Raw genomic sequence first — 16,083 nt, 5'->3', positions numbered from 1 at the left:
AAAAAGTGTGGATATTGGCAAAAAAGCTGAGACTTAATTATGCTTTTTATCTATGAGATAAACATAAGGAAAGAGAATATGATGAATTCATTCCATGGCATATCAATAGGCACTGAGCGCTTTGGAGATAATATTTATCTTACACTTAAGCCTACAGGTAAACTCACTCATGAAGATTATGTTGTTATTACACCAATAATCGAGAGTGCACTGAAAGCGGTAACATCGCCTAAAATCTATGCATTTCTTGATGCGACTGATTTTGAAGGCTGGGAGCCAAGAGCCATGTGGGATGACTTCCAACTCGCCTTTGAGCATAGCACTGAGTTTGCCAAGGTAGCAATATACGGTGGTAAAAATTGGCACCGACTAGCCGCAACAATAGGTAACTGGTTTGTTACTGGTAAAGTGAAGTATTTTGATGATAAGGAAGATGCGCTGAGTTGGCTTAATGAAAGAGATTGATTAATGTTGAATTAAATTCATAGTTTATGCATTGTAACTCGAGATGCTAGTCACGTGTGCAAAAAGTGGATTATTCAACCTATCATCAGTATAGTGAATTAACATCATTGGCTTTTGTCATAACGGCTTAGGAGCTTCCACTGTGAAAAAAATACTGATTACTGGTGCAAACCGCGGTATTGGACTTGCGTTAACTAAAACCTATCTGCAGGCTGGTTGGCACGTGTTAGCAACTTGTCGAGACCCGCTTATTGCAACAGAGCTGAATTCTCTTGCGCCAACTTTTCCTGAACTCCAAGTATTCGCCTTAGATGTGACCAATTACGACCAGATGGAAGAATTAAGCGAGAAACTGGCACCGGTGCCTATCGATATCGTTATCAACAATGCGGGTATGTATGGGCCGAAAGACTATGCATTTGGTGAAACCGATATAGAAGCATGGCGAGAAGTGATGGAGGTTAATGCATTTTCCACCATGCGACTTGCAGAACTATTTTACACCCACCTTTGCAACGGCAATGAAAAGATTTTTGCGGCCATCTCCTCTAAGGTAGGTAGCCAAACCATGAATACCAAAGGTGGCGGCTATATCTATCGCAGTTCGAAGGCTGCGCTAAACTCAGTGGTAAAAAGCTTGTCTAATGATTTACTGAGCGAGGGGATCCGCACAGTTGCTATCCACCCCGGCTGGGTCCAAACCGAAATGGGTGGCCCCAATGCGTTAATTACTTCAGATGAGTCTGCAAATGGGATCTATTCTGTATTATCTCACTTTGTGGATGCACAAAGCGGTGGCTTTTACGACTATCGCGGTGACGCTATTCCTTGGTAATAAACTGACAACTAATCTGCGCTTACACGAGAATTAAAAAATTTGGTTACTTAATGAGGAAGATGCGTTGAGTAGCGTCTACATAGTAGTAAAGGAATGTGCATACAGTGGTAGAAGTTCAAAATTTAGTCTTCACGCGCCGTGATGGTGAGGTGAATCGAGCTGTATTAGATAAGCTTAATCTCTGTATTGCTGCTAAAGAACAAGTCGCTATTGTTGGTGATAGTGGGTCGGGTAAAACCACATTGATCCATCTGATCGGTGGTTTGTTAAGGCCCGATAGCGGCAGTATTATTATTGATGGCCAGGATATTACTCAGTTTAATGATACCGAACAGGCACTATATCGCCGCAAATTAGGGATGATATTTCAACACTATCAATTGCTTGCACCTTTATCTGTCTACGATAATATTGTCTTTCAAGCACAGCTCAATCAATTGAACCCAAAGCGAAACGATGTCAATGCGCTGGCTGAACGTTTGGGGATTTTGCATAAGTTAACAGCCTTGCCTCAGCAATTGTCAGGTGGCGAGCAGCAGCGAGCTGGTATCGCACGTGCCATGATCAACAAGCCTAAGTTATTACTGGCCGATGAGCCGACAGGAAACTTAGACGCTGCGAAAAGTGAAGAAGTGGTATCACTTCTGCGTGAGCTGTGTGAAGAGCAAGGCGTTAACTTGCTAATGGTTACGCACAGCCAACATCTTGCTGACAGCCTCGATAGAAAAGTCACCATTCAAAATAACCGTGCTTATGGTTAAAACGATGGAACGGCTGAGCGCGTTATCAGAAATTAGGCTGGTACTTACGGTTTTTATCCAATTCTACAAAAGGCACCTTTGGTTGTTTTTGTTATTCGTTTTTGGCTTGTCTTTGGGTAGTGCTTTGCTTGGCTCAATTCGAGGACTAAATCAAGAAGCAACGGATCGCTATCAGCAAACTAGCGCACTTATTAACAATCCAATCAGTCATTTTGTTCGGCCAAGCGTAGGCCGCGAGATGTTGACTAGCGATGTATGGACGGCGCTTCGAAACGCAGGAGTTGTATCTGCTGAGCCCGTTTTGGAGGGCGTGCTGACTCTGCCGAGCGGGAATAGACTTCGCATAAAAGGGGTTAATACTTTGCAATGGCTGGCTTTGCCTAAAGCGCAACCACAGGAAGATAAATCAGGCAATCAAAATGTGCCATTGCAATTCGGATTTAATACAATTTACGTATCTAACACGATGGCTCAACAGTTGTCGCTCAGTAGGCATAAAGTGAGCGAGTTCCTAGATACGGATGTACACTTTGTGGTTTTATCGGAACTGACTGGTGATGTCGCATTAGCCGATATTGCATTAGTTGACCATTTACTGAATTCATCAGGCCGAATGAGTTATATAGAAATCTCAAATGCAGTATTGGATGAGGCAAAGGTTAGACAGGTTTTAGGTGACAAAGCACAGCTACAAAGTGCACAAGCACAGTCATTCGACTCGTTGTCGAAGGCATTTTTCTTTAACCTGCAAGCACTCGCATTCCTAGGCTACGTGGTTGGTGCTTTTTTAAGTTTTAACGCTATAAAGCTTTGTCTGCACGCAAGAAAAAAACTGCATCAGCAACTCACACTACTCGGTTGTATTCAAGAAAATGTAATCGCAGCGGTAGTCATTGAGGTGCTCGTCTTAAGCTTGATTGCTGCACTAGTGGGCGCAGGTGTGGCTTCCTTGGGGGCGAACTTATTGGTGAGCGAGATCTCTATGGCGTTAGAGAGCTTGTTCGCGTTAGATAGGCGTTTACCGGTTAATTTCAGTTGGTTAGTCGTGCTGCAAGCATTTGTGTTAAACCTTTTGGTACTTACCAGTGTGGCCTATTGCCAAGTAAAACCTCTTACTTTTTATAAATCTTGGCAGAGTAAAATAGTGAGTGGAAGTCTACTGGCTGTGGCCGCTGGGTATTTTTATCTTGGTAGCGAAGCGCCATTTCATGCGCTTGGGTTATGCGTTTGCCTTCTATTACTCTTTTTTATGATAACACCAGTGGTACTGCGAGCCGCGTTTAAAGGTATTCCAACTCGGGATCCAATGGTTAAATGGATGAAAGCAGACAGTGGCGAGCAGATCACAGTACTTACGATCAGTGTTTATGCCGTATTGCTTGCGGTTGGCACTTCCGTAGGGTTGCAAGTTATGGTGAGTAGTTTTAGTTCAGCTTTGCAGATCCATTTAGATGGTCGCCTTAGCGCAGATCTATATGTGAGGCCTGGCGAAGTATCTGATACACAATATCATTGGCTCTTAAGCCAAAAGGATATTGAAAAGGTTGGTGTATTCTGGCGTGCAGAGATAAGTTATGACCTGAGCTCACATCAAAAAAGTACTCAATCAGCGAGCTTAATTAGCTTCGGCCGATCTGGCGAACATCACTATAATCTTACGCTACTTTCGGGCGCCGCCGTTAATAACCAGGTGCTTTACTATGATGCGAATAAGAATGTGAGTGGGTGTCTTGCTAATGAGCCAAGCAAATTATTGTATGGCGTTAAGTTTGGCCAGCATATTCGGTTGCAGCAAGGCAAAAAGCATATTAACTGTGAGATAACGGGTTTTTATTATGATTATGGCGAACAGCGCGCGGTGTTCGTCGCTGTTAGTGATGCAATTGAAAACGCCGGGCTTAACTATGAAGCATATGGTTTTTCAGTTGTTCTAAAGCCAGATATTGATACCGCTTCATTTAAGCAAAAGGTCATACAGCAATTTCATTTAAACGACTCTCAAGTGGTTCAAAATCAGCGTTTTAAACAATACGCTACGCGTTTGTTTGAACATACATTTTACGCAACACACGCGTTAAATTTAATGATAGTTGCTATCGCGCTATTTGGGCTGTGGGTATCATTACTGACACTCGGCGCTAAGCAAATTCAACCTTTGGCCATCTTAAAAACATTAGGCGTTACCACTTGGCAAGCGTTTGCCATTAAATTAGCGCAGAGCGCCATTATTTTGCTGGTGAGTTTAGTGTTGGCGACGATACTCGGGGGAATGCTCGGCTGGATCTTGCTTAAATTTGTGATGCCAATTGGCTTCGGTTGGACGATCCCTTTTCTATTACCTTATCTTGATATCGCGGTCTTTATCACCCTCATTTTTGCTTTAGCTTTGCTGGTTAGTGTACTACCTCTACTCAAACTGAGTCGTTACGATACTGCGGATCTGTTGTATGAAGACTAATTATTTTATCGTTTTATTACTGCTAATTGTGGGAGTTGGCTGCACACCGGAATTATCAGAAGCCCCTAATTCAAAAAATGATTTTTTCAATCTTGAATTAGGTGAGCCGGTTTCTCCGTCATACCAATTGAGTTTTCCACTTGATCACGGCAGCCATCCTGATCAAGGCATTGAATGGTGGTATGTTACTGCAAACTTAAAAAGTGACTCAGGGCAGGAATTTGGTGTTCAATGGACGCTATTTAGAACCTCTGTTGCCAGTGTTCAATATGCCAGTCCATGGTGGGATGGTGAGTTATATTTTGCGCATTTTGCAATTCAAGACAATACTAAGCATCAAGCTTTCGAACGGTACGGCAGAGCAGGTCAAGTAAAAATTCAAGCTGACCCATTTATCACGCAATTAGATAATTGGTATTTGCGCAGCGAGATGGAAACATTTTTTCCGTTAACGCTCCATGCTGAGGAAGGAAAAAATCGTGTTAATTTAACACTGAAAAAAAGTCCGATAGTGTTTCATGGGAAGAATGGCTACAGTGAAAAAACGTCCGATGGCCATGCCTCCATTTACTATAGCTATCCTTTTTTAAGCGTCACGGGTGAGCTTACTTTTCAAGGTGCAACCCATCAAGTTAGCGGTAACGCGTGGCTCGATAGAGAATGGTCTTCCTCGTTTATCAGCAAAGCACAGCGCGGCTGGGACTGGTTTAGTATTCGGGGTCAAGACAGGTCGAATGGTGCACTAATGGTATTTTGCATTCGTGATAGCCAACAAATCTACAAAGATTGCCGGGGTACTGAAATTACAGCAGAGGGTAGAGCGACAGAAATAGCCCATAAGGATATTCAATTGAGTGTTTTGGAGCAGGTTTCGTTAGATGGAGTAAGTTATCCACTTAAATGGCAACTACGGCTAAAGCATAGACCTGTTATTCTGATAGAAAGTATAAATCGTGATGCGAGAAACCAGTTGACTATCCCGTATTGGGAAGGAAGAGTAAGGGTGTCCGGCGGCTATACAGGTGAAGGGTACGCTGAGCTAGTCGGATACGAATAGCCTGCAATGGCTACACCGAATATTTGTCCCTATAATGTCTTTACATTGCCTAATGAGACAGTACTAGCCCACAATAAACGTGAATTTATCCTGAAATCTTGTTTTGACAGCGATTTTTTCTGTCAAACTCAGTCCTAGAAAGCTAGACTTTAAGAATATCTTACTATCCGTGTTGCTATGTTAAATACGTTTTTTGTAACCGATCCCGCACCAGAGTTGCTACTCAACGGAACTTATGACGCTACGCTTGTGGCGTTGTCCGTGCTGGTGGCTGTTATTGCCTCATTTTTTACGCTTATCCAGATCGACTTTGCTGAGCAAAATCAAAATAGTCGTATAAATCGGCTCGCAAAATTTGGCGGTGCTGTGGCCATGTCTGGTGGTATTTGGAGTATGCACTTCATTGGCATGTTGGCGTTCTCACTCTGTGTTGAAGTGGATTACGATCCTTGGCTTACTGCGGCGTCTATTTTTCCTGCTTTCTTAGGCTGTTGGGTTTCGTTCGATTTGATAACTCGACCCAACGTCACACTTGCAATAAAAGGGCTCGCCGCTGTCATTTTGGGGGCCGGTATAGGTACTATGCACTATAGCGGTATGGAAGCCATGCAGCTTGGCCCTATGTTGGGTTATGACCCCGCACTTTTTGGTTTATCAATTATTGTTGCAGTGTCTCTTGCCTTCATTGCAATTCAAGCAAGAAGTAAGCTGCGCGATTATATCAGTGATAACAATACTAGTATCGTCAGATGGTTAGGCGCTTTGGCGCTTGGTGCATCGGTATCGGGAATGCATTACACAGGCATGCAGGCGGCAAAGTTTGTATCTGACTCACCAGTTATTAGCCTAGAGATACAAGAGCAACACACACAATCGCTTGCGCTGTTTATTGCCGCCGTCAGTATGATCATTAGTGCTTTATCTGCGCTTATTCACACAGCTAGCAAGTACCGTTCGGTGGCTGCAGACAAAGCCGCGAATGAATCTAGGCTTGCAGCGATTCTTGAAACGGCGGTTGATGGGATCATCACTATCAATGGTGAAGGGATAATCAAGAGCTGTAATCCATTATTTGAACGAATTTTGGGATGGTCTGAGGGAGAGACACTTGGTCGCAATGTTGCCGTGTTTTTGCCTAAACCCAAAGAAGCGCAGACAGGTGTCGCTTTTGACATCGCTTATCTTGAGCAATTTAAAGGGGTTGGCCGTGAAATCAAGGCGCTACATAAGCAAGGGCATCTAGTACCTATTCGGCTGGGAATTGGCGAGGTTGAGTTAAAAGATCAAAGCGCGTTTTATGTTGGCTTCATTACAGATTTAACAGCGCAAAAGCAAATGGAAAAAGCGCTGATTGAGCAGGAAGCGCGTTATCGAACACTGTTAAATAATATGCCTGGTGTTGCTTTTCGCTGCAATATTGATAGCGACTGGACGCTATCTTTCGTAAGCCCCATTGTGGAGCAGCTTACAGGCTATCGGGCAGAGGAATTTATGTCTGGGCAAGTCCATTTTTCCAGCTTGATTGTTGAAGACGATATCAATTTAACTCACGATGTCGTTGAACAAGCGCTGCAAAGTGGTAAAGCGAGTTATTCCTTGGAATATAGGATATTACACAAATCTGGCCATACTAGGTGGGTACTTGATAAAGGCTCGTTTGAGTATGACCAAGCGGGTAAGGTCGAAGGAATCGCTGGCGTATTACTCGATATTAGTGAGCGTAAGCAAATGGAAGATGAGCTGCGTGCGGCGAAAAGCATCGCTGAAAGCGCTGCGGCTTCCAAGCAAGCGTTTTTGGCGAACATGAGTCATGAAATCCGCACGCCGATGAATGCCATTTTAGGATTTAGTGAAGTACTTCGAGAGTCTGCGCTGAAGCCTGATCAAAGTAAGCATGTAAATACTATTCTTACCAGTGCAAAGGCACTGTTGCACTTACTTAATGATATTTTAGACTCTGCTAAGTTAGACCAAGGCAAGCTTGATCTGATTGAAAATGATTTCTGTATTTCTGAGCTACTCGACAACGTGGTATCGACGTTTTGGTATCAAGCAAAGAAAAAAGGCTTAAAACTAGAACTCACGATGAGTCATACTTTGCATCAAACTTACCATGGAGCTTCCGATCGCTTACGGCAGGTATTAGTTAATTTATTGGGTAATGCCATTAAGTTTACTGCACAGGGCAGCGTAGAGCTTAGCGTTGAGTCCTCTCATGACGATTATGTGCTGTTTAAAATTGCGGACACAGGTATAGGGATTGCCAACGATAGACTAGATTCAATTTTCAATCCCTTTGAGCAGGCTGATGAGAGCATGAGCCGCCGCTTTGGTGGTACAGGCCTTGGGACGACCATTAGTCGCCAACTAGTCGAGTTAATGGGTGGAAAAATATGGGCTCATAGTGAGCTTGGAAAAGGGTCTACTTTCTATTTTACAGTGCCTCTTAAGAAAATAGCGGCATTTGCAGTAGCACAAGACGTTCATGTCGAACTTCCCCCGTTAAGGATCTTGGTTGCTGATGACATTCAACAAAATACCGAATTGTTGAGTTTATTACTTGAAAAGCAAGGTCATAGTATAGAGGTTGCAGGAGATGGGCTTGAGGCCATCGAAAAAGCAAAAATGCAACAATACGATCTTATTCTAATGGATATCCATATGCCGGGTTGTGATGGACTTGAGGCGACGCGCGCTATCAAAGCATATGAACAAGAAAACAGGCAACAAGAGACACCGGTAATAGCACTTACCGCGAGTGTGTTAGGCGAGGATAGAGCGGCTGCAAAAGCGGCTGGTATGGCTGCATTTGCTTCAAAACCTGTGGTGATAGAAGATTTAACTCGCACTATTGCTGAGACGCTCCATATCAGTATTGCTCATACGTCGATTGGAGTAAGGCAAACCACCAACAAACAGCTTATTAATAGAGCTAGAGCGATAAATTTGTGGGGCAGTGAAGCTCGGTTTTTAAAAGAGTTAGCGCGTTTTTGGGAAGATAAAAGAGAAGAGGTGATAGCACTATTTGCTCACGAAGGCCAGTTTACGAATGTTGTACTACAGAGTATTCATACTATCAAAGGCATTGCTGGAAACTTGGCTTTGGAGACACTATTTGCTCTGCTAGAGCAAATAGAGGGTAAAAAGGAGATTGACGAGCGCTTGAGAACTAAAATGGCGCTCATTATTGAAAAATTAGACGACGTGGTTGGCTTGAGTGATGAAGAAGTTGTGACCAACGCGCTGAGTGAGGGCGACGTTTTCTTGTTTAAGCAAAACTTACTACAAGCAAAAGAGATGATAGATGAGGCACAAGTTGAGGATGATGTGCTCGACGCTTTGTTAGAAAGTGCTCCTCTTACTTACCGAAGCCAGGTAGAGGCGTTGAAACATGCATTGGATGATTTTGAATTTGAACGTGCGGAGGAAATTCTCGCACAATTAATGAGTACTGATGTGTAATGATAAATGACCACAAACCTCTTATCCTAGCCGTTGACGATGAAGCAACAAATTTGCAAATTCTAAAGCAAACGCTGGGCAATCAATATCGTATGAAGTTTGCAAAGTCAGGAAAATTAGCGCTGGAGTTAGTAGATAAGGAACTACCTAACTTAATTTTACTCGATGTTATGATGCCAGAAATGACAGGCTTTGAAGTTTGCTCTAAATTAAAAGAGGCTCCATCTACGGCGAGGATCCCGGTGATTTTTGTTACCGCCTTGAGTGAAGAGTTTGATGAAGCTCGAGGCTTTGAGCTAGGTGGTGTTGATTACATTACAAAGCCAATCAGCCCTGCGATAACTAGAGCCAGAGTAAAAACGCACTTGTCTTTAGTGAGTGCCACTGAGCTTAAAAGTGCATACGTTGAACTGATGCAGCGACTCGGTCAGGCAGCGGAATACAAAGACAATGAAACAGGCCAACACATTGCAAGAATGAGCCGCTACTGCTTTGTGCTTGCTAAAGCTTGTGGTTTACCGGAAGCGTATGCGGAAGATTTGATGCTCGCTGCACCAATGCATGATATTGGCAAGGTCGGTATTGCCGACAGCATTTTGCTGAAACCTGGACGTTTAGATGCCGAAGAATATGAAGTGATGAAACAACATGCTGAACTGGGTGCAAACATACTCGCGGACTCTGATTCAAAACTCGTCAAGCTTGCATATTTAATGGCAATGGAGCACCACGAGAAATTTGATGGAAGCGGTTATCCAAAAGGATTAAAAGGGGAAGAAATCTCACTTGAAGGACGGATCTGTGCACTTGCGGATGTGTTTGATGCACTTACTTCAAAACGCCCATACAAAGAGGCTTGGCCTATTGAAAAGGCATTGGCCTTTATCCACTCTGAAAGCGGTAAACACTTTGACCCTAAATTAGTTGAATTACTCGATGAAAACCTACCAGAAATTCTAAAAATTAAAGCGCAGTATGACTAGGGCCTATTGACCTTCGCTGTTTGGCTTTTGTTCCCCTGAGTGTGTTTTGGTCGCGACGCTCGATTTGCCGTCTGGTAATCTAAGCAAAAGTTGAGCAACAGGGGAGCTTATCTTTGCTGGCTAAAAGAGAGAGCTCGATTAATGCTTTTGAATAAAGAAAGAGGGAGGTGGTAAGGTCTTTTTAGGCTGCTTATATTGCAAAGCATTTGCTATGCGAATAATTTGTATCTATATTGGGTTCTAATCATGGAACTATCAACAAGGATATGATTGTGAAATCAGTTTCAACTATGGCAATAAATCTTACCGCCATGTTAGCTTCATTACCTAGCATCGCCAGTTCAACAAATTTTATGGAGCTTGGATTTAGTCGGATAGCGTTCGATAGCGTCAGTGAGATTGAACCTAGAGGCTTTGTCATTACAGCAAATATAGAATTTGGTGGGCTTTACCTTGAAGGCTCCTCTGCTCTTATGGCTGATGATGTCGCGGTTACCGGAATAGTTTATGGTGCAGAAGAAGACGTATTAACTACATTAGATTTCGATGTTGACTCTAGAACTTATACCCTATTGGCCGGGAAGCAGTTTGATTTGAATGATCATAGCCTTATTGATATTTATGGCGGTTATTCTAGGCATAGATTGGAGATAGCTTATTCAGGCTTAGTCAATACGACGTACTATGATGGTTACACCAATAAAGAACTTATATTATTTCTTGATCAAGGGGAAAATGAGTCAAGTGATCATTATCATTTAGAAGCTGCTTATGACTATACACATGTAGACCTTAACTTTAGGTTAGGTGTGGGCTTTGAGCGGATCCAGGATGATGTAAGTGAGAATAATTTAGTGTATTTGGCCGAGGTTGGATATCGTTTTACCAATAATATTTCTGCAAACGTGAGCTATAGAAATGCTGAGGTCTACAATACCCTCAGCCTGAATTTGAGGTATAGCTTCTGACGACAACGCCCTGTGATGCCGTTAACCTTGGTGTGAACGGCATGACATCCACTTCTAAAATGTCTATCTAATCTTCTTCCGCTTGGTATAAGTTGAACTCGAACAAGTTAACCCTTTGATTAATAGCAACAAGCTTTGTTACAAAGTCATATTGTATTTGTTTTAGGTTCTGGTTGTATTTATATGTAGTTTCAGTAGTATGCGCCACGAATTAACTACGAGAATGATGGAGTGGATCGTGAATTCAACTTTAAAGCAAGTGGCATTAGTATCAGCACTATTTGCATCAACAGCCTGTCTAGCAAACTCAACAGACTTCGTTGAACTAGGCTACGGAAAAATCACGCTTGATGGCGTTGATGAATTCAAGCCTACGGGTATCGCAATTACGGTCAACAAGGCTTTTGACGGCTTTTATCTTCAAGGTACTTATGCGGCATTAAGTGATGACTTTAATGATACTTTAATCGAAAGCGATTATTACGCAAATATAGAGGCAACGGTTAAAGTTGAGACAGATTTAAATTATCTTACCCTTTTAGTTGGTCATCAATTTGATGTAACAGATGCAGGTTTTGTTGATGTATATGGCGGTTATTCTAGATATAAATTAGAACTGGATTATTCAGGCATCACAAATATTACATCTAACGATGGTTACCGTTATCAAGAAATCTTCTCTGATAAAGAGAGTGACACGAGTGATCATTACCATATCGAAGCTGCCTACGAGCACTCGTTTGGAGATCTGAATGCGCGCGTTGGTCTCGGTGTTGAGCGCATTCAAGACGATGAAAGCGAAACTAACTTTGTATACTTAGCCAAGCTTAGTTACCAATTTACCGACAGCATCTCAGCCAATATCAGCTATAGAAATGTAGACGAATACGATAATTTTGGTATGAACTTAAGATATAGCTTTTAAACGAGCGAGATACAGTCGCTAACCGGCGGCTGTATCTATACATCTTTTATGTTACCTTTGCGCGATATTCGACAAGTGTTTTAAAGTGTTAGATGAACGAAAAACGTTATTTTCAATTTCCCACTCATAGAACGTAAACGTAAATTTTCCAACGTTAGTTAACCCATACTTCTCATAAAATAGGTTTGCTTGATTCTCTACCCAAGTATAGAGCCAAAAACAAGGGCCGAGTTTTATAGAAGCATAGTTCATTAGCTGAGAACCTACTCCTTTCCCCTGAAAATGTCTTAACACATATAGTTTTTCAATTTCATAACCATAACCTTCGTTATTATAATCTGAGTTGTGATTGGTCAGAATGAAACCTAAAAGGTGACCGTTTTGCTCAGAAACGAAAATATTAAACTCGGGCCTTTCAATGCGTTCCAAAAAGTAAGCCGATGAAAAAGTTTCTAGCGCGAATTGAGCATACTCATGACGGATCCCTTTTTGCGCATAGGTATCAAGCCAAACTTGAATAGATATCGCGGCAAGTGTCACTGCATCAGAAGCAACAGCCGGACGAATAGTAACGTTGAGCATTACGTCACCCTGTCCATTATTTGTGCATATTGGTAATACGCGAGTTGACCTACTCTTCGTAATCGTGGCATTGGAAACTTGGGTAGTGGCTTCGTATAGATGGGTAAATTAGGGACTTTACGACCCATTAACTGCTCAGCGAGACGAATACTTGCCTGTGCACTAAACGCCACACCTGAGCCGCAATACCCAAGTACGTATCCGGTGTTATTTTCACTGTAGATATGGGGAAGATCATCAAGCGCGGCGGCAATATAACCACTCCAAAAATAATCTACTCTAGCATTGAGGTTAGGAAAGCAGTCGTTAAGTGCTGAGCGCAAGTTATGTTGATATTTTGCATTGTCCTGATCATGTCCAAACACCGCACCTCGTCCACCAAACAAAATACGGTTGTCGGGAAGGCGACGATAGTAGTATTTAAGCCGTCTGGTATCCATGACGACTTGCTCTGTGATTAAGCCCTTGGCAGCGAGTTGCTCATCACTAAGAGGTTCAGTCACGATAATACTACTTAAAATAGGCAAGTAACGCCCTTGAGTTAACGGCGAAAATTGTCGCTGAGCATAAGCATTCGCTGCGATCACTACCTTATTTGCTGAAATTTTGTGGCCGTTCACTTCTAGCTGGTGGTTGCCATTTGGGTTCTTGTGGCGGGTGACCAGACTATTTTCGTAAAGTTGTACACCAGCTTGTTGAGCTAATGCCTTATAACCGAGCAACAGCTTCAAAGGGTGAATACCAAACGCGTTGTCAAATCGCAACGCACCAAACCCTTGTTGGTTATGCATATAGGTTTCGGTCAGTTGTTGCTGAGACAGTAACTGATGGTTCTTGCTACCCATAGTTGCAGTGAGAAACTCAGACTGCGTTTTTAGTAGCGAAAATGCCTGCTGATTGTGTGCAACTTTCAAATATCCGGATGCCTGCACATTGCAATTAATGTGATTGGTGTCGATATGTTCTCGCACTAAAGCAACGGCGTTATTGTATTCTTGATATATGGCTTTACTGACATCTAAACCATACTTTTTGGCCAGTTGCGCATAGCCAAGTCGGCCCGTACTGGGTAGCACAAACCCTGCATTTCTCGCGCTCGCGCCAAAGCCAACTTGATTTGCTTCAAATAGGGCAACGCTTTGATGATGAGTGGTTGCCAAGTGGTAGGCGGTAAGTAAGCCCGTAAAGCCACCACCGATCACCGCAATATCTACTTGTAATGGTTTATCTAGTGAAGGGGTGGGCGCACCTAAAGGGCAAGTTGCAGCCCAGTAACTGTTAGCAAAAGCTTGGCCTTGGCAATGTGGCTGAGTGAGAGGATCAAAGCCTGACATTTTAAAACTCCAATACCATTTCTGCTGCTTGGCAGTGGCATTCAGTACCACAAATAGTACAAACATAGCCGTGATAGATACAGTCGTCTAGCCACTTATCATCATGGACTTTGATCAGTTTGCCACCGGCTTTGGTGAAGTACTTAACGGCACCGTTACCTGGGCTTTGTTTCCAAAGGTGAGCAACGCCAGCTCTTGCGCCTTGCTGTTTTAATGCTGTTATTGCGTGTTTTAGTAATTGGGGTCCAATACCTTGGCCTTGTGCGCTCGGTGACACCGCGATACATTTAAAATATGCCATGTCATTTTGATCGACAGGCCACAAAGGCGGTGAGCTCCACTTATCTATAGGCCATTGTCCGGCACTATATGATGTCCTAAAACCGAGCAGCTCATCTTCATCGTTTAGGGCAACAAAGGAAGCATTGATCCCGTCTTTACAGCCTTTTTGGCGCATTTGTTCAATGCCCGTGTTATCAAGATAATTATCACCATGAACGAGATTACCAAGTGCGATAACACGCTCGAAATGTTCTGGTTGTAAAGGAATAATTTTCATAGGCTCTCTGTTGTTGTTATTTACGGTGATGCCCTAGCATACCACTTTAGATTATGTACCAAAAACGCGAAGATTCAGCAATTTTAACCGGCGCTTTTTACAAGAGTGGTAAGCATTAAAAGTGAACAAAATTTGACAGCGATGTCATTTTGTTAATAATTGTTGAATCGGTGGGTTCCACTATTAACAACAACATGTAAAGGAAAAGTATGAATACTCTAAAACTAGCGACTACAGTTTCGCTTGCCATAACTGCAAGTCAAGTGATGGCCATGAGTCCGCAGCCCGATCCACAAAACCCCAATGGTTATATTGTTTCTCGAATAGAATTGAAGAATGCCGAGAGCGCGAAAACCAACAACCCTATGTATGCTATTTGGTCTAAAGCACTGGAAACAAGAGATAATGCCGTTGTAGAGGCCATTGCGCCGGGGCTTGCCAGTAATCCAGATAATGTAAAAAGAGCTGAGCGAGTATTTGGTCAAACCCAGTGGCAATTTCTTACGCAAATGGCGGCGCCTGAATACACCTATACGCGCTTTTTGCGTGCTATTGGTAAGTTTCCCGCATTTTGTGGCGACTATACTGATGGCAGAGACGCCGACGCAATCTGTAAACGCTCAATCGTGACTGCATTTGCGCATTTTGCCCAAGAAACGGGGGGGCATATTGCCAAAGACAACACTTCTGATAACCCTCTCGGGTTAGAAGAGTGGCAACAAGCATTGGTTCATGTGCGTGAAATGGGTTGGTCAGAAGGACAAGTAGGCTATACCACGGGGTGCGGACAAAATGACTGGCAGAACCGCCGCTGGCCATGTGGGACAGGACAAGGGTATTTTGGCCGAGGCGCTAAGCAGCTTTCATACCACTTCAACTATGGTGCATTCAGTGAAGTCATGTTTAATGGTGATGCCACGGTGCTATTAAACAATCCAGGTCTAGTAGCCGACTCTTGGCTAAATTTAGCGTCTGCGATTTGGTTTTTCTTAACGCCGCAAGCGCCAAAACCTGCAATGTTACACGTTATTGATAGAACTTGGACGCCATCACTGCGTGAAAGTGACGCGGGGATTGGTTATGGCTTTGGTACCACGATTAATATTATCAATGGGGGGATTGAATGCGGCGCGCAAAATAAAGACAAAGGCCAGCCCGTTAACCGTATTCGTTATTGGGAAGGACTCTCGCATTATTACAACATCACCATTGAAGCCGATGAAGAAAATACCTGTTGGCAGCAAACACCATACGGAAGCTTAAATCTTGACGGCGCAACTGATGTACTCTACACCAACTGGGAAGGTGATTGGGCTTATTATGCAGATCGCCCCGGAGGATATTCATTTGAGTGTAAACTCGTGGGATATCAAACGGCTTATTCAGCACTCGTGCCGGGGGATTACGAGAAATGCGTGACAAACTTTTATCAATCACACGCAAGCTGGCCAGAAGTTCGTGTCGTTGATGACTTACCAACCAACCCGACTGAACCGCCTGTTGACGGTGTACCCGCTTGGGATGCCGACAAGGTTTACTTAAAAGGTGATAGAGCGAGCTACAATGGTGTGATCTACGAAGCCAAATGGTGGACCAAAGGAAATATCCCAACTGCCGATGGCTCAGGCCCTTGGTTAGCAGTTAACTAATATATTAATAGCTGTGGGGCTAGCTATGTTGGCCTCACAACT

The 16,083-nt window shown here is 43.2% G+C and carries 13 protein-coding genes; 10 read left to right on the top strand and 3 right to left on the bottom strand.

Features of this window, described 5'->3' with window-relative positions; translation table 11 throughout:
* The first annotated feature begins 78 nt into the window (after positions 1-78).
* The 9 genes from CWC03_RS12700 to CWC03_RS12660 all read left to right on the top strand — a co-directional run bounded on the left by CWC03_RS12700 (position 79) and on the right by CWC03_RS12660 (position 11,917).
* Positions 79-465, top strand: coding sequence for a SpoIIAA family protein (locus CWC03_RS12700; protein ID WP_138582223.1), 387 nt, complete (start codon positions 79-81; stop codon positions 463-465).
* A 142-nt stretch (positions 466-607) separates the two neighbouring features.
* Positions 608-1,300, top strand: coding sequence for an SDR family oxidoreductase (locus CWC03_RS12695; RefSeq protein ID WP_138582222.1), 693 nt, complete (start codon positions 608-610; stop codon positions 1,298-1,300).
* Positions 1,301-1,407: 107 nt separating this feature from the next.
* The gene (locus CWC03_RS12690) at positions 1,408-2,064 is read left to right on the top strand and encodes an ABC transporter ATP-binding protein (protein ID WP_138582221.1); all 657 of its coding nucleotides are present in this window, start codon (positions 1,408-1,410) and stop codon (positions 2,062-2,064) included.
* 4 nt (positions 2,065-2,068) lie between these two features.
* Positions 2,069-4,522, top strand: a complete 2,454-nt coding sequence (locus tag CWC03_RS12685) for an ABC transporter permease (protein WP_249314029.1) — start codon at positions 2,069-2,071, stop codon at positions 4,520-4,522.
* The gene (locus CWC03_RS12680) at positions 4,512-5,579 is read left to right on the top strand and encodes a lipocalin-like domain-containing protein (RefSeq protein ID WP_138582219.1); all 1,068 of its coding nucleotides are present in this window, start codon (positions 4,512-4,514) and stop codon (positions 5,577-5,579) included. The genes CWC03_RS12685 and CWC03_RS12680 overlap by 11 nt, the downstream gene beginning before the upstream one ends.
* A 177-nt stretch (positions 5,580-5,756) precedes the next feature.
* Entirely contained in the window at positions 5,757-9,041 is a 3,285-nt protein-coding gene (locus CWC03_RS12675; protein WP_138582218.1) for an MHYT domain-containing protein, read from the top strand.
* Positions 9,041-10,024 (top strand): HD domain-containing phosphohydrolase, encoded by a 984-nt coding sequence (locus CWC03_RS12670; protein WP_138582217.1) that lies wholly within the window; start codon positions 9,041-9,043, stop codon positions 10,022-10,024. The genes CWC03_RS12675 and CWC03_RS12670 overlap by 1 nt, the downstream gene beginning before the upstream one ends.
* Before the next feature lie 272 nt (positions 10,025-10,296).
* Positions 10,297-10,992 carry a hypothetical protein gene (locus tag CWC03_RS12665; RefSeq protein WP_249314027.1) on the top strand — a complete coding sequence of 232 codons (696 nt, stop codon included), beginning with the start codon at positions 10,297-10,299 and terminating at the stop codon, positions 10,990-10,992.
* 238 nt (positions 10,993-11,230) lie between these two features.
* A complete protein-coding gene (locus CWC03_RS12660; protein ID WP_138582216.1) occupies positions 11,231-11,917 on the top strand; it encodes a putative outer membrane beta-barrel protein in 687 nt (228 codons plus the stop codon).
* A 51-nt stretch (positions 11,918-11,968) separates the two neighbouring features.
* On the opposite strand, the gene CWC03_RS12655 is transcribed toward CWC03_RS12660, so the two are convergent.
* From CWC03_RS12655 to CWC03_RS12645, 3 genes are read right to left on the bottom strand one after another with little or no spacing between them, the layout of a single operon-like run.
* Positions 11,969-12,499 carry a GNAT family N-acetyltransferase gene (locus CWC03_RS12655; protein WP_138582215.1) on the bottom strand — a complete coding sequence of 177 codons (531 nt, stop codon included), beginning with the start codon at positions 12,497-12,499 and terminating at the stop codon, positions 11,969-11,971.
* Complete coding sequence (locus CWC03_RS12650; RefSeq protein ID WP_138582214.1) at positions 12,499-13,833, bottom strand: NAD(P)/FAD-dependent oxidoreductase; 1,335 nt, start codon at positions 13,831-13,833, stop codon at positions 12,499-12,501. Before CWC03_RS12650 ends, CWC03_RS12655 begins: the two co-directional genes overlap by 1 nt.
* 1 nt (position 13,834) lies before the next feature.
* Complete coding sequence (locus tag CWC03_RS12645) at positions 13,835-14,392, bottom strand: GNAT family N-acetyltransferase (protein WP_138582213.1); 558 nt, start codon at positions 14,390-14,392, stop codon at positions 13,835-13,837.
* Positions 14,393-14,601: 209 nt separating this feature from the next.
* On the opposite strand from CWC03_RS12645, the gene CWC03_RS12640 reads away from it, so the two are divergent.
* Positions 14,602-16,041: a chitinase gene (locus CWC03_RS12640; RefSeq protein ID WP_138582212.1), complete on the top strand. Its 1,440-nt coding sequence runs from the start codon at positions 14,602-14,604 to the stop codon at positions 16,039-16,041.
* Positions 16,042-16,083: the final 42 nt, after the last annotated feature.

The sequence above is a fragment of the Pseudoalteromonas sp. S2755 genome (genome assembly GCF_005886535.1).
Classification (GTDB): Bacteria; Pseudomonadota; Gammaproteobacteria; order Enterobacterales; family Alteromonadaceae; genus Pseudoalteromonas.
Note: the sequence above shows the minus strand (reverse complement) of the source record. Positions and strands in the feature narration are given on the sequence as shown.